Raw genomic sequence first — 26,405 nt, forward strand, 5'->3', positions numbered from 1 at the left:
AAAAAATCTGACTTGTATTTTTAAACAATTTTATTATGGGGAAACAAATAAGGAATGGGATCAAAATGTATTGATTATCATTAAATTATTCACTGAGATCCCCGCGATAAAACAAGAACAGCCATATAAAACTTACAAAAATACAGCATGTAGCTAATAAACTGCCAATCATTTGAGGAGAAAGAATTTCTAACAGTCCTCCTGTAAAAAACATCGATAACTGAATAAGAGATGCGTAAATGGAATAATGGAATGAAAAAACTTTACCTATCATATTTTCGTGTGTATAAGTTTGAAGTAATGTCGTATCAAGTGGAACGATGATTCCTCCTGCTATGCGCATACAGAATAAAGTAATGATACCGATAATAAGTTGATCGGATAGAATGAATCCGAGAAAGAAAATTCCTTGTAGTAAGTAGGCCCAACCGAATACTTTTTTCATTTTTTCTTTATTATGGGATATATAAAGATTAACGAGAAGGCTTCCTATCATAAGCCCAGCCCCTTGAACCGTATATAAAATCCCAATGTTCGTATGGAAAATTTTTTCGGCATAGATCGTTAGAAGTAGTTGATAAGCGCCTCCAATAATTCCCCATGAAATGCCGACAAGAATTAATGTTAAAATGATTTTTGTTTGTAATATGTATGTATAATCACCTTTTATATCAGTGAAAAATGCTTTGTTCTTGTTACAAGTATCATGAGCAGGAATACTCATATTATAAATAAAATAGGCTGAAATAAAGTATGATAGGCTATTTACTAAAAAAGCGAACTCAATATGTAAAGATTGTGTAAGTATCCCGCCCAAAGAAGCACCTATAATAGACATAAAACCAGTAATTGTACTAGAAAGAGAGTTAGCAGTTACGAAATGGTTTTGGTGTACGATATTTTTTAAGGCTGCTTGTTTAGCCGGTTCAAATACACAAGAAAGTACGGATAAACATATATTGGCAATGAAAATAATCTCAATTTTATAGCCTGCGAGTAAGTATGTAAGGACTAGAATTCCCCGTGTAATATCGGTGAAAATCATAATATTCTTTTTAGAGAAACGATCTACAATTAAGCCTATGAATGGACTAAGAAGAAGCTGTGGTAAACCTTTACTTATAAAAGTAAGTGCGATCATAAACGGCGATTCCGTTATGCTGTAGACAAATGTTAATAAAGCTACCGTATGGAACCAATCCCCAAGTACACTTAATGTTTGCCCATAAAATAGTTTATTGAAGTTTTTATTTGTTTTAAGAAGTGTGGAATAAGAAACTGACATAAATAGATTAATCCTTATGTAATGATGATGCTTGAACTTGTTTTTTCCATTCGTTTACATACACTTTCTCCTCTGTAGGAAGTCCAACAGGTAATTGTGCTTCGTAAAGACCTCTAATCATTGTAATCCCCCTTAGTAAAAATGTTTCTTATTCCATAGTAAACAATATGTTGCTGGTTGAAATCGCAAATAAGAGGGATATAAATTCATACGAAAGTATGAAAAAAAACAGCTCATATTTGAGCTGTTTTTCTATAGTTTTTAGTTCATTTTTCAAGGATAGGATATATTAATATCCGTATCCGCCGCCACCCCAACAGCTACATCCGATGATGATTAGAAGGATGAATAGTACGATAAGCAAAGCAAATCCACCGCCGAAACCAGCGCAACTTCCACCATAACTCATATGTTTTCCTCCTTTTTAGTAAGTTAATCTATATGGTTCATGGACTACTATATACAGTATGTTTTTGTATAGAAAACGAGCCAGTCTCATTTATAATTAGACAAATGCCTGTAGATTCATTAGGATTGCATGTTAGTGATTTGTAAATAAACCTTTACGTAATTCATAATTTAGGCATAAAAAATAAAAAATTGTAAAAAAAACCATTTTCTTATTTTTTTATGAGAGAATATGTACTATAATTTTACAAGTAATATTATGGGAAAAGGGAGTTTTAGTATAGAGATGGAGATGGGACAATTAAAAAATAAAATAGAAAACAAAAAGAAAGAGTTAATTCAACTTGTTGCGAGACACGGATTGGATCATGATAAAGTTTTGTTATTTAGTCGTGATTTAGATATACTTATTAATAAGTTTATGAACATAAAAGACAAAGTGCATAAATAAAAAATTTATAGTTTTTTATATTAAGATGTTTCACAGAAAGGAGAGGACAGTAATTGGAACATTTACAGGAAGAATTGTATAAACAAATAAAAGAAGAAAAAGGTACAGTTACAATTTTCTTAAAGAGTGGCGTTAGAATAATAGGAGAAGTTGTTGGAGTGGATAAATTTACAGTTTTAATCTTAGTGGATGGAAAACAACAGCTTATTTATAAGCAGGCTATATCAACAATAATGAAATAAGACACTCTTGTTGAGTGTCTTATTTCATTATTGCTTGCATGCCTCAACATCAATGCCGGCAGCAATTAACTTCTTTTCTCCATCTTGTTCAATAATTTTTTGTAATTTAGATAAGAAAGAATCAAAGTTTGTATGCTTTGCTACTTGGAACGTCATTTTATGTTCAATTGGTAGCCACGTATCAATATCAGCTTCGTTATGCTGGATTTTCACCTCAAGTTTATCGAGTGCATTAGCAACTTTTGCTTCGTACGTTTCTTTCGCTTCAAACTCCATCCATAAGTCATATAATTCCTCTCCGAGAGAACCTGTTAACGTTTGTTTAATATTTAAAATAGCCTCCAGTTCATTTTTTTGTTTTTGTAGCTGTAATTCGTGACTATTCATTGTATCAAAAGCAGGAATATCACCAGCTTCGGCTTCGACTAGGTCGTGAATAATAACCATTTTAAGTAATTTCTCAATACTTACTTTTTGATCCAAATAAGGTTCAACTAAAATGGCCATTAGAGACATCCGCCATGTATGTTCGGCAACACTTTCTTGACGTCCGTTGGAAAGCCAGCTATGTCGCATTTCATATTTTAGTTTTTCTGCTAATGCAATGACTTGTAAAATGTTGTGTTCCATCGTGATCCTCCTCATTTATTCATACCATAATTCTAATATAGAAATGAAATGTGTCAATTTCATGAGTATATTGCGATAAACAGATGATAAGCGTATAATACATGTTGTATGTGAAAACGTATTATTAAAATAAAAAAATGTTATATAAAAATGGAAAGGAAAGGGCAGAAATATGGGAGAGAAAAATCAAGTATTAGCTAGACCACAAAGAAGAAAAAGGAAGTTTGATATTTCTAGCCCAGTGGGCATTATAGTAGGTTTCATTATAGTGATAGCGGCAATTATGCTTGGCGGCGGTGGAATAAAAGCTTTCAAAAACTTTTTAGATGTTTCATCTATTTTAATTGTCATAGGGGGAACAACAGCGACAATTGTTGTGGCATATCGATTTGGAGAAATAAAAAAATATACGAAAAGCATTTTTACTGTTTTACATAGAAGAGAAGAAGATTTAGAACAGTTAACGGATTTGTTTGTCGATTTTTCGAAAAAGTCTAAAAAGCACGGCTTGCTTTCTTTAGAGGTAGATGGAGAGCAAGTAGACAATCCTTTTATTCAAAAAGGAATTCGATTAATGTTAAGCGGTTACGATGAAGATGAATTAAAAGAAGTGTTATTGAAAGATATTGAAACGGAAGTGTATGAGTTAAGAAAAGGAGCAGCATTATTAGATAAAATTGGTGATTTTGCTCCAGCTTGGGGAATGATTGGTACGTTAATCGGTCTTATCATTATGCTCCAAAACTTACAAGATACATCGCAAATTGGTACAGGAATGGCAGTTGCGATGTTAACGACATTATATGGGTCTGTACTTGCGAATATGATTGCAATCCCTCTTGCGGAAAAAGTATATCGTGGTATTGAAGATTTATATACAGAGAAGAAGTTTGTAATAGAAGCAATTTCAGAATTGTATCGTGGACAAATCCCTTCTAAATTAAAGTTGAAACTGGATACATACGTATACGAAACAAAGGTAAAAAAGGTAAAAGGAGCAGCCTAATATTTCAAGGAGTGGTATGATGAGTAAAGGACCGCAAAAGGGATCGCCTCGTTGGATGACGACTTTTACAGATTTAACGATGTTATTATTAACTTTCTTTGTATTACTAGTTGCTACATCAAAGCAAGATGCAGTAAAATTGTCAAAGATGCTTGAAAAGTTTAGTGATACGGGGCAAGTAGATGCAAAAGTAATGGAAAATACAATACCAGATATTTCACATGAAAAAAATGATGAAAAAATGATCTCAAAAAAGAGAATGGATGAATTATATAAGAAGTTAAAAGCGTATGTAGATAATAACGGTATTAGTCAAGTGAATGTATATCGGGAGGATACAGGGGTAAGCGTCGTTATAGTAGATAATTTAATATTTGATACAGGCGATGCAAACGTTAAGCCCGAAGCGAAAGGGATAATAAGTCAATTAGTTGGATTTTTTCAATCCGTACCTAACCCAATTGTTGTAGAGGGACATACAGATAGTAGACCTATTCATAACGAGAAATTTCCTTCTAATTGGGAGTTATCTTCAGCACGAGCGGCAAATATGATTCACCATTTAATTGAAGTGTATAATGTGGATGATAAAAGGCTAGCTGCGGTAGGATATGCAGACACAAAGCCAATTGTACCAAATGATTCACCGCAAAACTGGGAAAAAAACCGTCGCGTTGTTATTTATATAAAAGAGTAGTATATTATTATTTTAATAATAAAATAATAAAAATACGAAAATTCTTTTAAAAAAATATTAAATTTTATCATTTTATTTTGTATAATGAGTGAGAATGATAAGGTGAAATATTAAGATATATTTATACATAGAAGGAGAGAATTAAAAAGAATGGCACATAAAATTTTAGTAGTAGACGATGCGATGTTTATGCGAACGATGATTAAAAACTTATTAAAAAGTAATGCTGAGTTTGAAGTTATCGGCGAAGCAGAGAATGGGGTAGAAGCAATTCAAAAGTATAAAGAACTTCAACCTGATATTGTAACATTAGATATTACTATGCCAGAAATGGACGGGCTTGAAGCATTAAAAGAAATTATTAAAATTGATTCAAGTGCAAAGGTTGTTATTTGTTCTGCAATGGGACAACAAGGTATGGTATTAGATGCAATTAAGGGCGGGGCAAAAGACTTTATTGTAAAGCCATTCCAAGCGGATCGTGTAATTGAAGCTTTAACAAAAGTAGCAAATAGTTAATATAGAAGGGGTGCCACAAGGAATCAAAACAGTGATAGCGGATCGACGTGTGGCCCCCTTTTTTCTCATTGTAAAACACTAAATTGTTATACATAAATGAAATGTTTGTTAGACAGGTAGGGGATAAAAATGCAAACAGATCTATTAAATATATTTTTCGAAGAGTCAGAAGAACATTTACAGTCGCTAAATGAAAATGTGCTAGTGTTAGAACAAAATCCTGGTGATATGGATGTTGTAGGAGAAATATTCCGATCCGCTCATACATTCAAAGGTATGTCTGCGAGCATGGAATTTACGGAAATGGCTGATTTAACGCATAAGATGGAAAATGTGTTAGATGAAATTCGTCATGGAAATATAGTTGTAAATGCGGATATTATTGATGTGATTTTTGAGTGCATTGATAATTTGGAGAAGATGGTTGCAGATGTGCAACAAGGTGGAATGGGCAATATTGATGTAGCCTCAACTAAACAGAAATTAGAAGCATTATTGAACGGCAATGTAGAAACTCCTACGGAACATATAGAGCAAAATCATATAGACACCGATGATGCAGTTTCGCATGAAGTGCATATAACAGTTGAACAGCAAGCAATTTTAAAAGCAGTACGTGCCATTATGTGTATTGAAGCATTGCAAAATGTAGGGAATATACAAAAAACAGCTCCGAGTATTGAAGAAATTGAAGCAGATGCTTTCGGATTTGAATTTACAGTATTTATGGATACTGATTGTAGTATAGAAGAATTGAAACAAGTAGTACTTCATGTTTCTGAAATTGAGAAAGTGGAAGTAAAGCAAGGAGAACCTATATCGAAGGAAGTAGCTTCTAAAAAAGTCGTTACACAAGAAGTTGTGCAAGTAGAAGAAAAGCTACAACCAGCTGTGGCTATGCAGGTAGAATCACCAATAGAGGCAACGAATCAACCTTCAAGTGCTATGCCAGCTAAAAGTACTACAAAAACGAAAAATGCTAAAGTGGAGAATCGTTCAATTCGTGTTCAATTAGAGAAAATCGAAAGATTAATGAATATGTTTGAAGAAAGTGTAATTGAACGTGGGCGCATTGATGAATTGGCTCAAACGATTCAAAACAAGGAGCTAATTGAACATTTAAATCGATTAGGCGATATTTCAAAAGATATTCAAAATGTACTATTAAATATGCGTATGGTGCCGATTGAAACTGTGTTCAATCGTTTCCCGCGTATGGTACGTATGTTAGCGAAAGATTTAGGGAAAAAAATCGATTTACAAATTACAGGTGAAGATACTGAAGTAGATAAAATTGTTATTGATGAAATCGGTGATCCGCTCGTTCATTTAATTCGAAATGCAATCGATCACGGTGTTGAAACTGTTGAAAAACGACGTGATGCAGGTAAAAATGAGACAGGTACGATTAAATTAGAAGCCTTTCATAGTGGAAATCATGTCGTTATTCAAATTACGGATGATGGAAACGGTATTAATAAAGGGAAAGTATTAGAAAAAGCGATTAAAAATGGCGTTGTAACTGAAGCGGATGCGAATAGATTAACAGATCGTGAAGTGTTTGATCTTATTTTCCAACCAGGATTTAGTACAGCTGAAGTTGTATCAGATCTTTCTGGACGCGGTGTCGGATTAGATGTTGTAAAACATACGATTCATAGTTTAGGTGGACATTTAATTATTGATTCTGAGGAAGGAAAGGGAAGTACATTTAGAATTGAACTTCCATTAACGTTGTCTATTATTCAATCTATGCTTGTTCAAACGAATGATAAGCGTTATGCTTTACCTCTTGGAAATATCGTTGAAGCAATTCGAATTAAGAGAGAAGACATCCAATCCTTACAAGGAAAAGATGTGTTAAATTATCGTAATCAAATTATTGAAGTGAAACATTTAAGTACTGTATTTGGTGAAAAAACAGTAGATGAGGCGTTTGCGTCATATGATGGTCAAATGGTTCCTGTGTTAATTGTTCGTAACACACATCGCAGCTATGGACTTATTGTAAACACAATTATCGGTCAAAGAGAAATAGTCTTAAAGTCATTAGGTGACTTCTTTGCAGAGAGTTCTAACTATTTCTCTGGTGCGACGATTCTCGGTGATGGACGAGTGGTCCTCATTTTAAACCCAGAAGGTTTATAATAGGAATGAAGGAAAGCTCCCCACTTGTATACAATTGGGGAGCTTTTTGGCTAATCGTTACGAATCTAATAATGGGATACATAGTAACGTTTTATACTAATGAGTTTGCTAAAATAGAATAAGAGTTTATATTATTTGATAGAAAAACAGAAATGAGGAGGCAGGGAAAATGCCTGAGCAACACACAAAAGGGGATACGAGCACGATTGTGCTAGAAAAAGAAAATGAGCATTTAACGCCCCAAGAATGCGATATTCTTGGCGAAATTGCAAATATATCATTTGGTTCAGCTTCGACTGTATTATCAACAATTTTAAATAGGCAAGTAAGCATTACTGCTCCTCGTATAGAGTTGGTAGATTTATATGATTCAAGAGATGTCGAAGTTCCGCATGTTGTATTAAACATTCATTTTACAAAAGGATTAGATATGGAAAACCTCCTTGTCCTTAAGCAAGATGTTGCATTGTCCATTGCAGATTTAATGATGATGGGAACAGGTGAAGTGGAGGACGGAAAAGAACTTGGTGAATTAGAGCTAAGTGCTGTACAAGAAGCGATGAATCAAATGATGGGATTCGCAGCTACATCTATGTCGGAATTCTTCCAAGATACAGTAGATATGTCTCCGCCGACGATTAAAGTTGTAAAGTTATCAGAAGAAATGGAGAAAATCTCTGAAATCGATGGGAATCATACGATTGTTAAAGTATCGTTTGATTTAAAGATAGATAATCTTGTAAACTCTAAACTTGTACAAATTGTTTCAGTTGAGCATGCGAAACAAATGGTAAATAAATTAATGCAATTATCTGGTGGAGTAGAAGAAACAGACGAACCAGCAGAAGTAGTGGAAACTGAGATTGTAGAAGAAGTTGAAAAAGAGCATTTAACACAAGAAGAGAAAGATGTGCTTGGTGAAATTGCAAATATTTCAATTGGCTCCGCTTCAACAGTGTTATCAACGCTTTTAAATCAGCCAGTTACAATTAGTACACCAAATGTGGAAGCAATCAATGTTCGTCATTATGATGGAGTACCAGTACCATTTGTTATTTTAAATGTCGACTTTGTTGAAGGGCTAAAGAATGAGAATGTATTCGTATTTACGAAAGATGTTGCCTTAACAATGGTAGATTTAATGATGATGGGAACAGGGGAAGTTGACCCAGAAAAAGAGCTTACTGAATTAGAACTGAGCGGTATTAAAGAAATTATGAACCAAATGATGGGTCATGCTGCTACGGCGATGTCAGAAATGTTTCAAGAAAAAATGGACATGACGCCGCCAAATGTTAAATTTGTAACGTTAAAAGAAGAAATGGAATATTTGGGAGAGTCAATGGAAGTGGACGAACTCGTTCAAATTACGTTCAATCTTGAAATTGGCGATCTGCTTCAATCGAAGATGTATCAAATTTTGCCGATTTCCGAAGCGAAAGAAATGGTAAGGCGACTTCTGTATCCGATGGTGGAAGAAGAAGAGATTGCCACAGAAGAAATTGAAGAAGAAAAAATTGTAGAACCAGTTGTGCAACCTATTGAATTTAAAGAAGTAAAACAAATGGAACCAGTATATATGGACACGTCCATTCTACAAAATGTAGAAATGAACGTGAAATTTGTATTTGGAAGTACAGTGAAAACGATTCAAGATATATTAAGTTTACAAGAAAATGAAGCAGTTGTACTAGATGAGGATATTGATGAACCGATTCGTATTTATGTAAATGATGTATTAGTAGCGTATGGTGAACTTGTAAATGTAAATGGATTTTTTGGAGTAAAAGTGACGAAATCACTATAAGGCATTGAAATAGGAGTTTGAACTAGTAGATGAAAAACGTAAAGTTTTTTCTAATGAGTTGGCTATGCATACATGTGTGCTTGTTCTTCCCCTTGCAAAGTCAGGCTGAGGAACAAATTGAGCCAGATCAAAAAATAAATGAAGTGAATGTACAAGAAGAAAATAAGGAATCTCAAGAATCTTCAGAGCAAGTGGAAACGAAACAAGATGAAGAGAAACAAAAAGAAGCAGAACAAGAAGTAGAACAAGAAGTAGTAAATAAACAATTGAATGAAAGAAAGATAGAAACAGAACAGGGAATTATTACAGTAAATAAGCCGGAGCTTAAAGTTGGCGAAGAAATGCGAATTGCTGTAGAACCAAATGGGAAAAACATTCAAAGTATGAAAGGTATATTGCAGTTACAAAAAAATGGCGAGCAATATGCGCAAGAAAGAATACTATCTTTTGAGTATGATGAAGAAACGAAGAGCTGGGTTGCTAACTATAAAGCAGGGGATTTTGATTTGCAAGGTGATTGGAATCTTCAGCTCGTTCAAAGTTACAAAGAGAATGAGAAAGAAGAGATCGTAAAAAATGAAGTGAAAGTCCCGCTCATTCGTATTAAAAATGAAACGCCAACTATAGATAAAGAATTGCCAAAGTTACAGAAAGTTACTATTGATGAAGTAAAAGAGAACTTAGTTGAACGAAAACAGGGAGATTCTATACATATACGAGTAAAAGCGTCAGATATAGAATCGGTTGTAAAAGAAGTGCGCGTTACATTAAAAGGGAAAGAAAATAAAGAGCTTTCGTTTTTATTAGACTACAACAAGCATGATATGGATTGGCAAAAAGTATTTGAAATAACAGAAGCATTGCCGGCTGGGCCATACGAATTACTTGTAGAGATAATAGATGCAGCAGGTAATAAACTTGTTGAAGAAAGTGAATATACCATTTCTGTTTTGGCGCCAAAAAACGAAGATGATAAAAAGATAGAAGAGAAAGAGAAAGAGAAAGAAGATAAATTAGATAATAAACTAGAAAATGAATTAGAAGATAAGAAAGAAAATGAGAAGCAAGAAGATTTGAAAATCAAAAACCCGCTTCTAGAAGAAAAATTGCCGGTTGTTCAAATTCCGAAGCAAGATGAGAAAGTAAATAAGTTTATAAAAGAACCGTTGAAAGAGAAAGAGGAATTTACTTACGTTATAAAAGAGCCGTTCGAAGACAACAAGGAAGTACATAAGGCGAAGGACCAAAAAGAGAAAAATAACAAACAGGTTGTCTCTAAAAAGAAAGAACAAAAAGAAGAAACGAAAGACAAGGAAGAAGAAAAAGGTGAACAGGGAGTACAAGCTTCGGATGTATTTACTATCATGTCAGGTTTATTCGTACTGTTTTTAGTTTTAAAGAGTAATAAAGAATGGGGCTAATTATTTCATAGTAGTGGAGGCGCTTAAATGGAGATTAAACGTACGACAATTGAAGATAAGACGCTACAACCATTAAAACAGCCTGCAGCTATTTCGGAACATGAAATCCAGAAAGAACGAAAGCGTAGCAATTTAGTGTTTACTGGACAGTCTAAAATTATTTCGAAAAATAATGAAATAGGTATTTTACTTGCAAGTTTAAGTGATGGAAAGATTATGAAGGAAATACTTTCTAAAGAGATGGATACAGTGTTACAACTTTTTAAAAAGTTACATACATTATCTCAAGAAGGAAAGCAATCAGAAAAAGTGTTTGAACAAGTAATTAGAAGCCTACAAGGACTTATTAAGCAGGCGCACATAAAAGAACTTCCTTTGTTAGATGGAACATATGATTTCGCTGAAGTGCAACTATCATTTGGTAGAAAAGTACATATTCCTTTACTAGATGTAAGTGCACTCATCTCTAGAGTGGAAAGTGATTCTTCAGAAGGAAATATAAATTTGATGGTAACGGTAATTACTGCTTATATAACAAAATTGTCTAACGAAACGATTTTAATTAGCGTTACAGACCGCATTGCTAAAGATCGGGATGTAAGTGTATGGAGAGCGCTTGCGGAAATGAACATGACACAATTGTCACAGGCGTTGAAACAAACGATGCAAGAACATAAATGGTCTATGACGTTTCTTTTTCTCTTCATATGGATTGTCGGTATTATTTTAATTCGAGTTATGTAAAAAGGTCGTCACTCCATTGTGACGACCTCTTTTATATTTTTTCGTAGAAGAATGTATCAAATCGCTGAAGATTGTAACGTTCGGGTGTTAAAATTTGTTCCGTACTACCAACAAATAGTACACCGCCTTTTCGTAAAGAACGACTAAATTTTTCGTAAAGTTTTACTCTTGCTTCTTCGGTAAAATAAATCATTACGTTGCGACAAATAATCAAATCATAATTTGTATCGAATGACTGCATTAAAAGGTCATGTTGTTTAAACGAGACGTTTTGTTTAATGTTTTGATGCAATGAATATAGACCATTCTCTTTTGTGAAATGACGTTCTTTCAAATCAGTAGGTAATTCCTTTAACGAACGTTCTGTATATTGAGCGCGTTTTGCGGTTTCTAAAATATGAAAATCAAGATCTGTTGCTTGAATTTCAAAACGAAATGGAGCTAGATGCTTTGATAAAATTAAAGAGAGTGTATATGGTTCTTCACCAGCAGCGCAAGCGGCACTCCATACCTTTAATTTTCCGCTATTTTGTTCGAGTAATTTTGGTAGTGCTTTCGACTCTAAAGTTTGCCATCGTTCTTTATTTCTAAAAAACTCTGAAACGTTAATTGTAATATAGTCAATAAAATTTAAAAATAAATTTTGATCAGCGCGTAATTTGTTTAAAAAATTAGTGTAGTTTTCGAAGCCTTTTCTCGAAATGAAAGCATCGATTCTACGGCGCATTCTATCTTGTTTATATGAAGCGATGTCCATATTGAATTGTTGTTTAAAACTCGCGATAAAATGATCATAATCTTGTTCAATTATCATATTTACAATGGGCACAATAATGGTATTGTGCCTCCCCCTTTACATCATACGAATTTTTTGTTCAAAGCTTTTTTTCATTTGCTTTTCATGTAATCCTGGTAAATCATAAATGACAGCATCAATACCTGCTTCTTTTGCAACATCGACAGGGATGACAGATGTATGTTTGTCACCATTATAAAAACAGAGAACTAAATCAGTGTCTTCAATAATTTGTTTAACAAAAAACATATAATCTGATCGGTAAATGGAGTCAGAAGGATGATCAAAAGCAACATATTCGGCTCCGTGTTTTTTTAAGTAATCAACGACTTCTTGAAATTCATCTGTTATTGCTTGCAATGGTTGCAGCGTGTAAAGGCATAAATTTTGAGCGAGTCTTTCATTCTCAACGAAAAAACGAAGAACCTCATTTTCAATAGATTTATAACATAATATGTAAATTTTATGTTTGTGAGCATAGTCAGTTAAAAATTTTTTAATTTCTTCTTGATCTAATGCTGTTAATTGATTTGAACCACAAAGGAAAATATTCATAGAATTGTGCCACCTCATGCTAAATTGTAACATATCTTTTATAAAAAATAACTGCAAAATATTACTGTTCAGAGTATAATTATAAATAACTGGATTTTACGATTAAGTTTAGGAAGAAATAAAAAAATAAATAGGTGATATATATGCTACGTTCTATCTCGCATAATCCAATTTTATCGCATATACCGCCTGCTACTCAAATGCCGAAAGAAGCAAATGTCAGAACAGGACTTGCATTTTCGGATAATTTGCATGCAGATCCGAAAAAAGATAAATTGCTAGAACAAATGGAAGCGTTTGTCGATAATATTGGAGAAATTAAAGAGAAAATTGAAATGGAATTAACGCTTGATAATGTAATGGAATACAAAAATACAGTAAAATCATTTTTGAATTTTTACGTTGATAATGTATTGCAGTATAAAGATGTCACGTCTCGTCACCCGCGTTACGGATATTCACAGAAAATGACGATTGTGAAACAGGCAGAAATGGGATTGAATGAATTAGAAGATGTTATGAATTTAATCAATACGAAAACAGGACATTTAGAAATGTTAAATCAAATTGGAGAAATCCATGGTTTAATTGTGAATTTAGTCTTGTAAAAGAAAGGAAGCTATATGTACATACAATTATATGAAAAACTCGTTATTATTCAAAAAGCGTATGAAAATATTCAAGCGCTTGGAGAGCAAATATATGAGAATTTAAAAAATAAAAATGTAAATGCAGTTCAAAAATTGCAAGTAGAGCAATTGCAGTACATTGATGGTTTAAAAGGGTTATCAAGCTCATTTGAAGAAATGGTTGTTCAGTTCTGTAAAGAACAAGGGGTTGAATCGTTTCGTGTAAGTGCGTTATTTTCGTATTTTTCTCAAGAAGAAATTGAAAAAATGGAAGAATTACAAAAAAACGTAACTGAATTAGAAGAGAATGTAAAAATGATTCTTTTGAAAAATCAATATTACTTAAACGTACTATTAAAAACTACAGAAAGTATTGTGGATTCTGTTTCTGAATATAACTTAGAGCGAAACAATAATTCGCAAATCTTTATGAATGAACTATTGTAAAGGAGAAGTGAAGCTTTATGAGATTATCTGATTATAATACACCGCTATCGGGTATGTTAGCGGCTCAAATGGGGTTACAAACAACGAAACAAAACTTGTCTAACATTCATACACCAGGTTATGTTCGTCAAATGGTGAATTACGGATCTGTTGGAGCAAGCAATGGTCATACGCCAGAACAGAGAATTGGTTACGGTGTACAAACGCTAGGTGTTGACCGTATTACTGATGAGGTAAAGACGAAGCAGTTTAATGATCAATTATCTCAGCTCTCTTACTATAACTACATGAATTCAACATTATCACGTGTAGAGTCTATGGTTGGAACGACAGGAAAAAATTCATTATCTAGTTTAATGGACGGTTTCTTTAATGCCTTTCGTGAAGTAGCAAAAAATCCAGAACAACCAAACTACTACGATACATTAATTTCTGAAACTGGGAAGTTCACTAGTCAAGTAAATCGTCTTGCGAAAAACTTAGATACAGTGGAAGCGCAGACGGCAGAAGATATTGAAGCGCATGTTAATGAATTTAATCGTCTGGCTGCTAGTTTAGCAGAAGCGAATCATAAAATTGGACAAGCGGGTACACAAGTGCCGAATCAACTTTTAGACGAACGAGATCGCATCGTTACAGAGATGTCTAAGTATGCAAACATCGAAGTATCTTATGAATCTATGAATCCTAATATCGCGAGTGTTAGAATGAATGGTATTTTAACAGTAAATGGACAAGATACATATCCACTTCAATTAAATAAAGAAAAAGACCCAATGTCAGTTGAGATTTACGGTTCAGAAATCTCTGTAACTAGCGGAGCGATAAAATCAGCGATTGATACGAAAGCAAAGATTGTTGATTATAAAAAAAATCTCGAAGACTTAATGAGTTCAGTGAAAAATCAAGTGAATACAGTGATGGGAAAAGATTTCTTCGTTGGAGATTATGCGAAAGATATGAAGTTAAATCCAGAATTCCAAAAAGATGTTTCGAAAATGAAAATGTCTGCTGAAACAGCAAATAAACTAGCAGCAGTTACAGATGGAGATTATAAAGAAGGTCTTTCTTATAAACAAGCATTAGACCAATTTATAGTTCGTGTTGCATCTGATAAAAGTGCAGTAAATGGTTATCAAAAAATTCATGGAGACTTATTAGAAGGTATTCAGCAAGAAAAAATGAGCGTTGAAGGTGTAAATATGGAAGAGGAAATGGTAAATTTAATGGCCTTCCAAAAATATTTCGTCGCAAACTCTAAAGCTATTAATACGATGAATGAAGTGTTTGATAGTCTATTTTCGATTATTCGATAAGTGATAATAATTGATTGGAAATATATAAGGAGGAGATAGAAATGAGAGTATCTACATTTCAAAATGCAAACTGGGCGAAGAATCAGTTAATGGATTTAAATGTGCAACAACAATACCATAGAAACCAAGTAACTTCAGGGAAGAAAAATCTTCTTATGAGTGAAGACCCACTTGCAGCAAGTAAATCATTTGCGATTCAACATTCATTGGCAAATATTGAACAAATGCAAAAGGATATAGCGGATTCGAAAAATGTATTAACACAAACTGAAAATACTTTACAAGGTGTTTTGAAATCTTTAACGAGGGCAGATCAATTAACAGTACAAGCGTTAAATGAAACAAATAGTGAAAAAGAATTGAAAGCCATCGGTGCAGAGATAGATCAAATTTTAAAACAAGTTGTATATTTAGCGAATACGAAAGAGCAAGGTCGTTATATTTTCGGTGGTGATAGTGCAGAAAAGTCACCATTTACAGAAGATGGTACGTACCAGGGCGGAAAAAATGATGTGAACTGGCAACTAAATGATGGTTATGAATTAAAAGCATTCCGTAACGGAGAAGCATTGTTATCCCCGGTAATAAAAACGTTAAAACAGATGAGCGAAGCGATGCAAAAAGGTGACCAAAAAGCGTTACAACCGTTATTAGGAGAAAACAAGAAAAACTTAGATGGCATCATTAACCGTACGACTGAAGTTGGTTCAACAATGAACACAATGGAGACGTTTAAAACAATTTTAAGCGAGCAAAACTTAGCGCTTCAAGAAAACCGTAAAGAAATTGAGGATGTCGATTTAGCGGTCGCGATTTCTGACTTGGCATATATAAATGCAACGTATGAAGCGACGCTTAAAGCGGTTAGTACGATGAGTAAAACAAGTATTTTAGACTACATGTAATCTATAAGGAGTGAGAAAAATGGCAGGAACAACGATGACAGGTATTGGTGGTAGACAACAAATTTGGAACCTCGGAAATAATATGATCGATACTTCTAACCTAGTAGAATTAGAGATGCAAGCGTTAGATATGAGGAAAACACCGTATACTACTGAGAAGCAAAAACTTACGCAAGATAAACAAGTATATGCAAGTTTAAAGACACAATTTACTCCTTTTACTCAAGTGTTTAAAGATTTAGCAGCTTTTAAAGGGAATGAGAAAAAAGTAACGACAACACAAGACGGCTACATTAATGTGAAAGCTGATGGTGGGGCGATTGCAGGAACTTTTAATATGACTATTACACAGCTTGCGCAGCGTCATCAAATAGCTTCAAATGACATTAAAGATATAAATGCGAAGCTTCCTAAAGATGAAACATTAAAGCTAGGCGGTAAAGAATTAAAAGTAACAACTGATATGACATATAAAGATTTAATTAATAAGATTAATGATGGAGATTATGGTGTATCAGCTTATACACTTGGAAATAAGATTTTCATGACCTCGAAAAAAGAGGGAACAGATGGACAGATTAAGTTTGAGGGGAACACATCTACACTATTTCAAGATATTGGTTTAGCTAATGCGGATGGCCTAGCGCTTAATACAATCAATGAAGCACAAAATGCTAAATATAGTATTAATGGTATTGAAGCTGAAAGTTTTACTAATACAATTGAGGCTCTTCCGGGCGTGAAAATTGAATTGTTAAAAGTAACTGAGCCGAAAGTAGAAGGGACACCAGATGCGGGTACAACAACAGATCCAAAAACAAAAGGTGTAGAATTAAAATTTACGGTAAGTGATTCCAATGTAACAGACACAGCCAATATTATTAAAAAGATGGTAGCAGAGTATAATAAAGCAGTTTCTACAGTTGACCTTTTTGCTGGGAAAGATGGAGTTTTCCAAGGGCAGGTAATTATGCAAAGCGTACGTCAAGCGATGAACAATGTTGCAACATTTTCTCAAGATGGTAATTATTTATTCACATTTGGTATTCAATTAAAGCAAGATGGAACGATGGAAGTTAATGATGAAAAATTAACACAAGCGCTAAAAGAAAAACCCGATGCAGCGAAGCAATTTTTCTTTAGTTCTAACGGTTTAGGAAAAATGATGGAAGAACCACTTGATAAAATATTCGGTGATAAAGGTGTAGTTGGAGAACGTGTAAAAAATATTGATTCACGTGTAAGTGATTTAGATAAAAAGATTAAAGATATTGAAACGCAAAACTTGCAAAAACAAGATGAAATTGTGAAGAAGTATCAAAAGCTAGAGAGTACATTAGCGGCGCTTGATAGCCAACTAAAAACAATTAAAGCAATGACAAAACAAAAAAGTGATGATTAATGAAAGTTGAGGAAGTGATCGTATGCAAGCATGGCAACGTTATATGCAAAATGATATTATGACGAGTAATCCGATTAAAAATACAATTTTTATTTATGAAAGATGTATTGTAGAGTTTCGTAATTTAGAAGAACTTTTACATACTTTTAAACTTCAAGAAGGGGACGCACTTCTTGAAAAATTAGAACGTATTTTTGAAGAACTAAAGCTTCAATTAAATCCTGAGATTACGAAAGATTTATATGATAGTCTCTATGGTTTATATGATTGGATTAGCATTCAAATTCAAACGATGAAAGTAACGCGTGAAGCAAAAGATATTGATGCAATTGTGAAAGTGTTACAAGATTTAATAGACGGTTACCGCGGAGCACTTGAAAATGAACAATGATATTTATCGGACGTTTGTCAGCTGTTTTAATGAAATCGGTGAATTGCAAGTGTCAGACAGAGAGTTTGCTGAGAAGAGTGAGATGTTAAATCGCTGGATGATGACATTGGATGAAGAAACGCGTGCACAAGTTGCAGCAGAAGTAAGCCCGTTCATTATTAAGGCAGCACAGCATATTCGAGATAAGCAAAAGATTTTGGAAGAAATGATTATGACAAATGATGGGCGAATGAAGGCTAATTCATTTTACGGTAAATATTAATAATAACGTTTGGAAACAGATTCCCCTTTTAAAAGGGGGTCTATTCCTTCGTTTACATAAAGAACTCCGCTGATTGAGGTTTCATTTTATGACTGTGATGAAAAAATAATAGTAATCTAAATAATAGAAAAATGGACTTTAGTTTATATATTGAGATGTTCTATAGATTACCGTGTGTATACAGTTTTTTGCATTCTTTTTTATATTTTTATATTTTTCTAAAGACAACAATGAAAAAATGGAATAAAATATGTAAGGGTACATAATAGTAAATATTTTAATAAACGCATATAAGAAAATAAATAATGAAGTGAAACTTCTATCAGTGGATCATTACGTTAGAAAAGGAAGGGTGTGGAATATGCCAGATTTAGTGAGTGATGTAAGCCATTATATGAATTATTTAGTAACGAAACGAAATACTGTTTCTAGTAATATTGCAAATGCGAATACACCTGGCTATAAAGCACAAGATGTAACATTTGCTGAGCAGATGAATAAAAGTAGTGCGTTATATAAAAATAATGCGGCTGATTTAAAGAGCAATCCAGATTTATATCAAACGAATGAAATGCACTTGCCGACAGTAAATACGAAAAATACATATGCAAAGATTCAAACAAAATCAATGCAAACGAATAAAGACGGAAATAGTGTGGATGTAACGACAGAAATGCTAGATTTAATGAAAGCAAATCAGTTATACGGTATTTCAGTTAACGCAATTAATACACAATATGCAATTAACCAAGCGGCACGCGGACGTTAAAAGTAGAAGGAGAGACAACGGATGTTTCAGGCAATTAATGCAAGTGGCTCAGGACTAACGACAGCGAGAAAGTGGATGGAAGTTACTTCTAACAATATTGTAAATGCAAATACGACGGCGGCTCCGGGGGCAGATTTATATGAGCGTCGTAGTGTGGTGCTAGAATCAAACAATAGTTTTGCAAGTATGCTAGATGGGGCTCCTACTAACGGAGTAAAAATAAAAAGTATTGAAGCAGACAAAACGGAAAATTTAGTGTATGATCCGACGCATCCGCACGCAAATGAAGAAGGATATGTACGTTATCCCAATATTGATGTAACTGCTGAAATGACGAATGTAATGGTGGCTCAAAAAATGTATGAAGCGAATACGAGTGTATTAAATGCGAATAAAAAAATGCTTGATAAAGATTTAGAAATCGGCCGAGGATAAGGGGGAAGATAGTAATATGAAAATTCAACCAATGTTACATACACAACCATTTGGAGCAATTCAGTCAATTGGTGCACCGAAAACTTCTCAAACATCTGTAGTTGAGGGGAAAAAGTTTATTGATTTATTGGAAGATATGAATCAAACGCAAAACAATGCGCAAACAGCAGTATATGATTTACTAACTAAAGGGGTAGGAGAAACACATGACGTTTTAATTCAGCAAAAGAAAGCTGAGTCTCAAATGAAAACAGCTGCTCTTGTACGTGATAATCTTATTGAAAATTATAAGTCACTAATTAATATGCAAATTTAGGAAAGTGGACGGGTGTGTTTAAATGGAAAAGATGAAAAATGTTATCCAATCGTTAAAAACGTGGCATAAGTTAGTAATTGGTGCTGCGCTTTTAGCGATTGTAACAGGAGCACTTTTATACTTCACCTTGCCAGATAAATATGTTGTTGTATATCAAAATTTAAATGATACAGATAAACAAGAGATTACAGCAGAATTATCGAAGTTAGGTGTCGATTATCAATTAGCGGCCGATGGTTCGATTCGTGTGCAAAAGAATGATGCTCCATGGGTTCGAAAAGAAATGAATGGGATGGGCTTACCGTTTAATTCGAAAAGCGGTGAGGAAATTTTATTAGAAAGCTCGCTCGGTTCAAGTGAGCAAGATAAAAAAATGAAGCAAATTGTCGGTACGAAGAAGCAATTGGAGCAAGATATTGTAAGAAATTTTGCGACAGTTGAAACGGCAAATGTTCAAATTACATTGCCTGAAAAAGAGACAATTTTTGATGAAGAAAAAGCAAAAGGAACAGCGGCGATTACGGTTGGAGTGAAGCGTGGACAATTGTTAACAGCTGATCAAGTTGCGGGTATACAGCAAATGATTAGTGCAGCAGTTCCTGGTGTGAAGGCAGAAGAAGTAAGTGTTATTGATAGTAAAAAAGGTGTTATCTCAAAAGGTACAGATGAAGCACATTCTAGTAGTTCCTCTTCTTACGAGAAAGAAGTAGAGATGCAGCACCAACTTGAAGGTAAATTAAAGCAAGATATTGATGCAACGTTAATGACGATGTTTAAACCGAATGAATATAAAGTGAATACGAAAGTATCTGTAAACTACGATGAAGTTACACGTCAGTCAGAAAAGTATGGTGATAAAGGTGTACTTCGTAGTAAACAAGAGCAAGAGGAAAGCTCTACTGCGCAAGAAGGGGCAGATACGAAGCAAGGTGCTGGTATTACAGCTAACGGTGAAGTGCCAAACTACGGTACGAACAATAATCAAAATGGTAAAGTTGTCTACGATAATAAAAATGGCAACAAAATCGAAAACTATGAAATAGATAAAACAGTTGAAACAATTAAGAAACACCCAGAATTAACGAAAACGAATGTTGTTGTATGGGTAGATAATGATACGTTAGTAAAACGTAGAATTGATATGACAACTTTTAAAGAAGCAATCGGAACAGCGGCAGGACTTCAAGCTGATCCGAACGGTAACTTTATAAATGGTCAAGTTAACGTTGTAACTGTTCAGTTCGATCAGCCGAAAGCCGAAAAAGAGAAAGAGCCAGAAAAAAGTGGTATGAACTGGTGGTTATTCGGTGGAATTACAGCTGGCTTATTAGCAATCGGTGGTCTAGTATGGTTCTTATTAGCAAGACGTAAGAGAAAGAAAGAAGAAGAGGAATATGAAGAATACTTAGCAGAAGAGGAAATTGCTGCAAGTAATGAAAGTATCTTGGAAATTCCTGAAGAAAAAATAGTGCCAGAGCCAAAACCTGAACCAGAAGAACCGAAAGAACCTACGTTAGATGAACAAGTGCAGGATGCTACGAAAGAACATGTAGAAGGTACTGCAAAAGTAATTAAAAAATGGTTAAACGGACAGTAAGGGAGGAACAACGATGTTAGATGAAATCTCCTCCAAAGAAAAAGCTGCCATCCTTATTCGTACATTAGAAGAAGGGGTGGCAGCAAAAGTCATTGAATATATGACAGCTGAGGAAAAAGAAGTATTACTTCGTGAAATCGCAAAGTTTCGTGTATACAAACCAGAAACGTTAGAAAATGTACTAGGAGAGTTCTTATATGAACTAAATGTAAAAGAATTGAACTTAGTCACTCCAGATAAAGAATACATTCGTCGCATATTTAAAAACATGCCAGAAGACGAACTGGAAAAATTATTGGAAGATCTTTGGTATAACAAAGATAATCCGTTTGAGTTCTTAAATTCACTTACAGATTTAGAGCCACTTCTTACAGTGCTTAATGATGAGTCACCACAAACAATTGCAATTATCGCTTCTTATATTAAACCGCAACTTGCGTCTCAATTAATTGAGAGATTGCCAGATCATAAACGAGTAGAGACGGTAATGGGTATTGCGAAGTTAGAACAAGTTGATGGCGAATTAATTAATCAAATTGGTGAGTTGTTAAAATCGAAATTAAATAATATGGCATTCAGTGCAATTAATAAAACTGATGGCTTGAAAACAATCGTAAACATTTTAAATAATGTTTCACGTGGTGTTGAAAAAACAGTCTTTCAAAAGCTGGATGAAGTCGATTATGAGTTATCTGAGAAAATTAAAGAAAATATGTTTGTCTTTGAAGACTTACTTGGTCTTGAAGATCTTGCGCTTCGCCGTGTATTAGAAGAAATTACAGATAACGGTGTTCTTGCGAAAGCACTTAAAATTGCAAAAGAAGAAATTAAAGAGAAACTATTTACATGTATGTCTTCAAACCGTAAAGAGATGATTCTAGAAGAATTAGATGGCTTAGGACCGCTTAAGATGACGGATGCTGAAAAAGCACAGCAAACGATCACTGGTACAGTGAAAAAGCTAGAGAAAGAAGGAAGAATTATCGTTCAAAGAGGTGAAGAGGATGTCCTTATTTAAAAACAGAATTCCGAAGAATTCTGTTTCTTTTTCTGAAGAAACGTATGAATTACAATTTCCAAAATCAGCTTCAGTCCAAATAGAAGAGGAAGAATTACAAGCTGATCATGCAGAGCTTCGCGCCCAGCAAGAATCATTACATATGGAAATGAATCAGCTAAGGCAAGAGCAGCAAATGCTAGAACGAGAGCGTCAGCAGTTATTACAAGATAAAGAACAATTTCAAATGCATATTCATGAACAAATGGAACAGATGGAAGCAGCGCGTGTGCAGTTTCAAAAAGAACAACAAGAAATAGCATATGAATGGACAGAGTTATTATGGGATCAATCATTTCATTTAGCAGAAAAAATCGTGAATCAAGCGGTAGATTCACGATTGCTTGATGTGTTACCTATTTTAACTGGCATCGTGCAAACATTGCCAACTTCGTTTGAAAAATTAATCATTACAGTACATCCAGAAACGTTTGAACGTATTCAAGAAGAGAAGGAGAATACGAGAGAATATTGGTTACTACAATTAGTAGAATGGAAATATGATTTCTCCCTGCAGTTTGGTGAATTTGTTCTGGAAGAAGAGAAAGAGTTCTTTGAATTTAAATTTGCACCTATATTTGCGAAACTTCGTCAGAAATGGGAAGAAGAGAAGTTATTTGAGGAGCAAAATGTATGAGCCGCCTGTTAATGAATGAGAACGAAAAATGGAATAAGTTCATTGAAACACCGCTGTATACAAAAGTAGGCAAAGTTCATAGTGTACAAGAACAGTTTTTCGTAGCAAAAGGGCCGAAAGCGAAGATCGGAGATGTTTGCTTCGTTGGAGAACATAACGTCTTATGTGAAGTGATTGCCATTGAAAAAGAAAATAATATGCTACTTCCATTTGAACAGACAGAAAAAGTATGTTATGGAGATTCAGTGACATTAGTTTCAGAAGATGTTGTTGTACCACGTGGTAATCACTTGCTCGGAAAAGTGTTAAGTGCAAATGGTGAAGTGTTAAATGAGGAAGCTGAAAACATTCCATTACAGAAAATAAAACTAGATGCACCACCTATACATGCATTTGAACGTGAAGAGATTACCGATGTATTTGAAACAGGAATAAAATCAATTGATTCTATGCTAACAATTGGTATCGGTCAAAAGATTGGTATTTTTGCTGGGTCAGGTGTTGGTAAATCAACTTTACTTGGAATGATAGCAAAAAATGCAAAAGCTGATATAAATGTTATTAGTTTAGTAGGAGAACGTGGCCGGGAAGTAAAAGACTTTATTCGAAAAGAGTTAGGCGAGGAAGGTATGCGAAAAAGCGTCGTTGTTGTAGCGACGTCAGATGAAAGTCACCTTATGCAACTTCGTGCAGCGAAACTTGCAACGTCTATTGCTGAATACTTCCGTGATCAAGGCAATAACGTATTACTTATGATGGACTCTGTTACTCGTTTTGCCGATGCACGAAGAAGTGTTGATATTGCTGTTAAAGAGTTACCGATTGGTGGTAAAACACTGTTAATGGAAAGTTATATGAAGAAGTTGTTAGAGCGTTCCGGAAAAACACAAAAGGGATCTATAACAGGTATTTATACGGTGCTTGTTGATGGGGACGATTTAAATGGTCCTGTACCAGATTTAGCACGTGGTATTTTAGATGGACATATCGTATTAAAGCGTGAGCTTGCAACGCTTAGTCATTATCCTGCAATTTCAGTATTAGATTCAGTAAGTAGGATTATGGAAGAAATTGTTTCGCCACATCATTGGCAACTTGCAAATGAAATGAGAAAGATTTTATCAATTTATAAAGAAAATGAATTGTATTTTAAGCTAGGAACGATTCAAGAAAATGAAGAAAATGCTTATATTTTTGAATGTAAAAATAAAGTAGAAGGCATAAATACATTTTTAAAGCAAGGTCGATCGGATAGTTTCCAATTTGATGATATCGTTGAAGCGATACAGCATATAGTATAAGGCCTCTGCATAAGAGGTCTTATTTTTTTGTTTTTTAATATTTCACAGATTTTTTTGGAAAAAAACTATATAATAGAAAAAGAGAACGTTATAATAGAAAGGGGTTATGAAAACAGGTGGATAAACAGCAGTACGACACAATAAAATTGCAAATAAATCAAGAAAAAGAACATATTTTAAAAGAAGTGTATGAATTAACAGCTGAAAAAAGAAAAATAGAACAAAAAAAAGAATATGATTTATATGTTGTGAAATCGCGTAGTAAAGTCGTACAAACTGGGCAACGTATTATGGCTGGTATGCTTTCTTCACATACGTTTTCACCTGAAAGAATAGAAGAATGGAATCGGAAAATTAAAAAAACGGAAGGTTTTATTCAAAAAAATGAAAGTCTTTTAGAGCAAGTAAAAGAAAAAGAACGTGTCATTGATGAGATGTATCAAGAAGATTGCAAAAAGCTTGCGAAAGCACAAGAAAAGCTGGAAGAAAAAATGCTTCTGGATTTGAAAATGTGTATGAATGGATGAGGTGAATGTAGTGATACAGTCTGTATTACCGGTGCAACAAAGTTTACCTCCGCAAAAAGAAAAAGGGCTAGAAGTACAATCAAAAAATGAAGATTCTTCATTCGATCGTACGATGAGAATGGAAAATAAAAAACAGCCGCAAACGGAGAAAACGAAACGAGAAGAAGCACCAAAAGAAGAGAGAAAAGATTATATTCTTTCTAAAAAATCGGTAACGGAAGAAGAACCTATTGTAAAGAAAGAAGAAAAAAAAGAGACAGAACAGTTGTTATTAGCTGTATCTGAGCAAATGGTTGCAATTGAGCAATTACATGTGCAGCCGGAATTGTTATATCAATACATACAAAAAATACAAGAGCTATATAAAGAATATGGCAATATTAAACTTAATGAATTACCTGCAGCTGAATTACAACAATTACAAGAACTTCTTTCAAATATGAATATCAAAAATGCTATATGTTTAGAAGATACAATGCAAATGGTATTAGACAAAATGAAGATGCCAGAGCAAGCGATGCAAGCATTGAAGGCTGTAGAAACAGAAACTTGTAATATTGCAAAGAAACAAGAAGAGTTTAAAGACGTAGATCTTCCGAAAGCTGAGAGTGATGATGCAAAGATAGAGTTGCCAGAAGTTGATGCATTAAACGATTCGAGCTCTGCAGGTGCAGAATTATTAAATAAAACGACGAGTACCGAACAAATAGGGAAATCAAATAGTGGTGCTGAGAAAGTTTCATTACCTGACTTAGGAAAGAAAATGGAAGCGCAAGTAGAAGCGCTGCAAAAATTTGTAGTGAAACAAGAACGTGTTTTATTTCAGTTAAATCCAGAAAAACTTGGTACATTAACAGTGTTTATGAAAAAACACGGAGATCAAATTGACGTTCACGTAGAAATGGAAAAACACGATGCGAAAAAACGTGTTGAAATCATTTTTGATGAATTGAGATTAAAGTTAAAAGAAAAAGAAATCAATATTCAAATTAGCTATTCAGATAAAGATGAAAATCGTAAAGAACAGCGAGAACAAGAGCAAAGGCAAAAACAGAAATTAGCAAATACAAATCATGAAAAACAACAATCAACAGAATTTGCGGGATTATTGGAGGAATAAAGCGTGCCAACAGTTGGATTAAATACAACGAGTACAAATCATATTCCGTTACAAGCAGGAGCGCAAAAAAGTAATGTACCTGTTAATGGTGTACAATCGCCAGTGCAACAAAGTAATGGAGTTTCAGCAGGAGCGCAAAAGACTCCTGGGGTAATGGGGAAAGATGATTTCTTAAAATTGTTTTTATCAAGTTTCCAACATCAAGATCCATTTAATGCGATGGATATGAATCAAATGATGAATCAGACAGCGCAGCTATCTCTTATGGAACAAGTACAGAATATGACGAAAGCAGTAGATAAGCTGCAATCAACGATGTATTCAACAGCACTTGATGGTGGAATGAAGTTTTTAGGGAAATACGTAAGAGGTGTTGACGGTGACGGAAACAAAGTAACCGGTCAAGTAGAAACGGTTCGTCTTGCGGAAAATAACGATGTACAGCTCGTTATTAATAATAAAGTTGTCTCTCTTCGTTTCGTTGAGAGAGTGTCTGATAAACCGATTGGGGAAACGAATCCAGAAGACGCAAAGAAAGACGATCAAAAAGTAACTGAAGAAGTAAAAACTACAAATTCATAAGGA

The 26,405-nt window shown here is 34.1% G+C and carries 31 protein-coding genes; 26 read left to right on the top strand and 5 right to left on the bottom strand.

Going from position 1 to position 26,405, the window contains the following annotated elements; translation table 11 throughout:
• Positions 1–85 precede the first annotated feature (85 nt).
• Together BAQ53_RS07890 and BAQ53_RS07895 are read right to left on the bottom strand one after the other, a co-directional pair.
• Complete coding sequence (locus BAQ53_RS07890) at positions 86–1,285, bottom strand: MFS transporter (RefSeq protein ID WP_208906677.1); 1,200 nt, start codon at positions 1,283–1,285, stop codon at positions 86–88.
• A 289-nt stretch (positions 1,286–1,574) separates the two neighbouring features.
• Positions 1,575–1,694, bottom strand: coding sequence for a YjcZ family sporulation protein (locus tag BAQ53_RS07895; RefSeq protein WP_000120179.1), 120 nt, complete (start codon positions 1,692–1,694; stop codon positions 1,575–1,577).
• A gap of 231 nt (positions 1,695–1,925) precedes the next feature.
• On the opposite strand from BAQ53_RS07895, the gene BAQ53_RS07900 reads away from it, so the two are divergent.
• Positions 1,926–2,144 carry an aspartyl-phosphate phosphatase Spo0E family protein gene (locus BAQ53_RS07900; protein ID WP_000291688.1) on the top strand — a complete coding sequence of 73 codons (219 nt, stop codon included), beginning with the start codon at positions 1,926–1,928 and terminating at the stop codon, positions 2,142–2,144.
• Between the two features lie 53 nt (positions 2,145–2,197).
• Entirely contained in the window at positions 2,198–2,386 is a 189-nt protein-coding gene (gene hfq, locus BAQ53_RS07905) for an RNA chaperone Hfq (RefSeq protein ID WP_000400664.1), read from the top strand.
• 27 nt (positions 2,387–2,413) lie between these two features.
• On the opposite strand, the gene BAQ53_RS07910 is transcribed toward hfq, so the two are convergent.
• Positions 2,414–3,016, bottom strand: coding sequence for an HD domain-containing protein (locus BAQ53_RS07910; RefSeq protein ID WP_000400780.1), 603 nt, complete (start codon positions 3,014–3,016; stop codon positions 2,414–2,416).
• Positions 3,017–3,188: 172 nt separating this feature from the next.
• On the opposite strand from BAQ53_RS07910, the gene BAQ53_RS07915 reads away from it, so the two are divergent.
• The 7 genes from BAQ53_RS07915 to BAQ53_RS07945 all read left to right on the top strand — a co-directional run bounded on the left by BAQ53_RS07915 (position 3,189) and on the right by BAQ53_RS07945 (position 11,358).
• Positions 3,189–4,022 (top strand): flagellar motor protein MotP, encoded by an 834-nt coding sequence (locus tag BAQ53_RS07915; protein WP_000504191.1) that lies wholly within the window; start codon positions 3,189–3,191, stop codon positions 4,020–4,022.
• A 19-nt stretch (positions 4,023–4,041) separates the two neighbouring features.
• The gene (locus tag BAQ53_RS07920; RefSeq protein WP_000033627.1) at positions 4,042–4,719 is read left to right on the top strand and encodes an OmpA family protein; all 678 of its coding nucleotides are present in this window, start codon (positions 4,042–4,044) and stop codon (positions 4,717–4,719) included.
• 150 nt (positions 4,720–4,869) lie between these two features.
• Positions 4,870–5,238, top strand: coding sequence for a response regulator (locus tag BAQ53_RS07925; protein WP_000940568.1), 369 nt, complete (start codon positions 4,870–4,872; stop codon positions 5,236–5,238).
• A gap of 129 nt (positions 5,239–5,367) precedes the next feature.
• On the top strand, positions 5,368–7,386 hold the full coding sequence (locus BAQ53_RS07930; protein WP_208906678.1) for a chemotaxis protein CheA: 2,019 nt from the start codon (positions 5,368–5,370) through the stop codon (positions 7,384–7,386).
• A 169-nt stretch (positions 7,387–7,555) separates the two neighbouring features.
• Entirely contained in the window at positions 7,556–9,193 is a 1,638-nt protein-coding gene (locus BAQ53_RS07935) for a flagellar motor switch protein (RefSeq protein WP_001115015.1), read from the top strand.
• A gap of 29 nt (positions 9,194–9,222) precedes the next feature.
• Positions 9,223–10,614 carry a transglycosylase gene (locus BAQ53_RS07940; RefSeq protein ID WP_208906679.1) on the top strand — a complete coding sequence of 464 codons (1,392 nt, stop codon included), beginning with the start codon at positions 9,223–9,225 and terminating at the stop codon, positions 10,612–10,614.
• Positions 10,615–10,641: 27 nt separating this feature from the next.
• The gene (locus BAQ53_RS07945; protein ID WP_000403960.1) at positions 10,642–11,358 is read left to right on the top strand and encodes a hypothetical protein; all 717 of its coding nucleotides are present in this window, start codon (positions 10,642–10,644) and stop codon (positions 11,356–11,358) included.
• 31 nt (positions 11,359–11,389) lie between these two features.
• On the opposite strand, the gene BAQ53_RS07950 is transcribed toward BAQ53_RS07945, so the two are convergent.
• Both BAQ53_RS07950 and BAQ53_RS07955 read right to left on the bottom strand, forming a co-directional pair.
• Positions 11,390–12,172 (bottom strand): CheR family methyltransferase, encoded by a 783-nt coding sequence (locus BAQ53_RS07950; RefSeq protein WP_021728666.1) that lies wholly within the window; start codon positions 12,170–12,172, stop codon positions 11,390–11,392.
• A 39-nt stretch (positions 12,173–12,211) separates the two neighbouring features.
• Positions 12,212–12,709, bottom strand: coding sequence for a flagellar motor switch protein FliG (locus tag BAQ53_RS07955; RefSeq protein ID WP_001020110.1), 498 nt, complete (start codon positions 12,707–12,709; stop codon positions 12,212–12,214).
• A 143-nt stretch (positions 12,710–12,852) separates the two neighbouring features.
• On the opposite strand from BAQ53_RS07955, the gene BAQ53_RS07960 reads away from it, so the two are divergent.
• The 17 genes from BAQ53_RS07960 to BAQ53_RS08040 all read left to right on the top strand — a co-directional run bounded on the left by BAQ53_RS07960 (position 12,853) and on the right by BAQ53_RS08040 (position 26,402).
• Positions 12,853–13,317 (top strand): YaaR family protein, encoded by a 465-nt coding sequence (locus BAQ53_RS07960; RefSeq protein ID WP_208906680.1) that lies wholly within the window; start codon positions 12,853–12,855, stop codon positions 13,315–13,317.
• Between the two features lie 15 nt (positions 13,318–13,332).
• Entirely contained in the window at positions 13,333–13,785 is a 453-nt protein-coding gene (locus BAQ53_RS07965) for a hypothetical protein (protein WP_000275878.1), read from the top strand.
• A gap of 17 nt (positions 13,786–13,802) precedes the next feature.
• Complete coding sequence (flgK, locus tag BAQ53_RS07970) at positions 13,803–15,101, top strand: flagellar hook-associated protein FlgK (protein WP_208906681.1); 1,299 nt, start codon at positions 13,803–13,805, stop codon at positions 15,099–15,101.
• Positions 15,102–15,142: 41 nt separating this feature from the next.
• Positions 15,143–16,006 (top strand): flagellar hook-associated protein 3, encoded by an 864-nt coding sequence (locus tag BAQ53_RS07975; RefSeq protein WP_134995227.1) that lies wholly within the window; start codon positions 15,143–15,145, stop codon positions 16,004–16,006.
• Positions 16,007–16,025: 19 nt separating this feature from the next.
• Positions 16,026–17,408 carry a flagellar hook-associated protein 2 gene (locus BAQ53_RS07980; protein ID WP_134995228.1) on the top strand — a complete coding sequence of 461 codons (1,383 nt, stop codon included), beginning with the start codon at positions 16,026–16,028 and terminating at the stop codon, positions 17,406–17,408.
• 22 nt (positions 17,409–17,430) lie between these two features.
• A complete protein-coding gene (locus BAQ53_RS07985) occupies positions 17,431–17,799 on the top strand; it encodes a flagellar export chaperone FliS (protein ID WP_001149516.1) in 369 nt (122 codons plus the stop codon).
• Entirely contained in the window at positions 17,789–18,061 is a 273-nt protein-coding gene (locus tag BAQ53_RS07990; RefSeq protein ID WP_001058088.1) for a hypothetical protein, read from the top strand. Before BAQ53_RS07985 ends, BAQ53_RS07990 begins: the two co-directional genes overlap by 11 nt.
• 310 nt (positions 18,062–18,371) lie before the next feature.
• The gene (flgB, locus tag BAQ53_RS07995; protein ID WP_372588481.1) at positions 18,372–18,830 is read left to right on the top strand and encodes a flagellar basal body rod protein FlgB; all 459 of its coding nucleotides are present in this window, start codon (positions 18,372–18,374) and stop codon (positions 18,828–18,830) included.
• A 21-nt stretch (positions 18,831–18,851) separates the two neighbouring features.
• A complete protein-coding gene (gene flgC, locus BAQ53_RS08000) occupies positions 18,852–19,265 on the top strand; it encodes a flagellar basal body rod protein FlgC (protein ID WP_000484680.1) in 414 nt (137 codons plus the stop codon).
• A gap of 16 nt (positions 19,266–19,281) precedes the next feature.
• Entirely contained in the window at positions 19,282–19,581 is a 300-nt protein-coding gene (fliE, locus tag BAQ53_RS08005; RefSeq protein WP_000701672.1) for a flagellar hook-basal body complex protein FliE, read from the top strand.
• 22 nt (positions 19,582–19,603) lie between these two features.
• Positions 19,604–21,178, top strand: coding sequence for a flagellar M-ring protein FliF C-terminal domain-containing protein (locus tag BAQ53_RS08010; protein ID WP_000413957.1), 1,575 nt, complete (start codon positions 19,604–19,606; stop codon positions 21,176–21,178).
• Positions 21,179–21,191: 13 nt separating this feature from the next.
• On the top strand, positions 21,192–22,196 hold the full coding sequence (fliG, locus tag BAQ53_RS08015) for a flagellar motor switch protein FliG (RefSeq protein ID WP_000883364.1): 1,005 nt from the start codon (positions 21,192–21,194) through the stop codon (positions 22,194–22,196).
• Positions 22,183–22,872: a FliH/SctL family protein gene (locus tag BAQ53_RS08020; RefSeq protein ID WP_208906682.1), complete on the top strand. Its 690-nt coding sequence runs from the start codon at positions 22,183–22,185 to the stop codon at positions 22,870–22,872. Before fliG ends, BAQ53_RS08020 begins: the two co-directional genes overlap by 14 nt.
• Positions 22,869–24,173 carry a flagellar protein export ATPase FliI gene (gene fliI, locus BAQ53_RS08025; protein ID WP_000088693.1) on the top strand — a complete coding sequence of 435 codons (1,305 nt, stop codon included), beginning with the start codon at positions 22,869–22,871 and terminating at the stop codon, positions 24,171–24,173. Before BAQ53_RS08020 ends, fliI begins: the two co-directional genes overlap by 4 nt.
• A 116-nt stretch (positions 24,174–24,289) precedes the next feature.
• Positions 24,290–24,700, top strand: a complete 411-nt coding sequence (locus tag BAQ53_RS08030; protein ID WP_000360855.1) for a hypothetical protein — start codon at positions 24,290–24,292, stop codon at positions 24,698–24,700.
• A 10-nt stretch (positions 24,701–24,710) separates the two neighbouring features.
• Positions 24,711–25,820 (top strand): flagellar hook-length control protein FliK, encoded by a 1,110-nt coding sequence (locus BAQ53_RS08035; RefSeq protein WP_000616454.1) that lies wholly within the window; start codon positions 24,711–24,713, stop codon positions 25,818–25,820.
• Positions 25,821–25,823: 3 nt separating this feature from the next.
• Positions 25,824–26,402: a flagellar hook assembly protein FlgD gene (locus tag BAQ53_RS08040; RefSeq protein WP_001143462.1), complete on the top strand. Its 579-nt coding sequence runs from the start codon at positions 25,824–25,826 to the stop codon at positions 26,400–26,402.
• The last annotated feature ends 3 nt before the right edge of the window (positions 26,403–26,405 follow it).

It is taken from the genome of Bacillus sp. B25(2016b), assembly GCF_001679765.1.
Classification (GTDB): domain Bacteria; phylum Bacillota; class Bacilli; order Bacillales; family Bacillaceae_G; genus Bacillus_A; species Bacillus_A thuringiensis_K.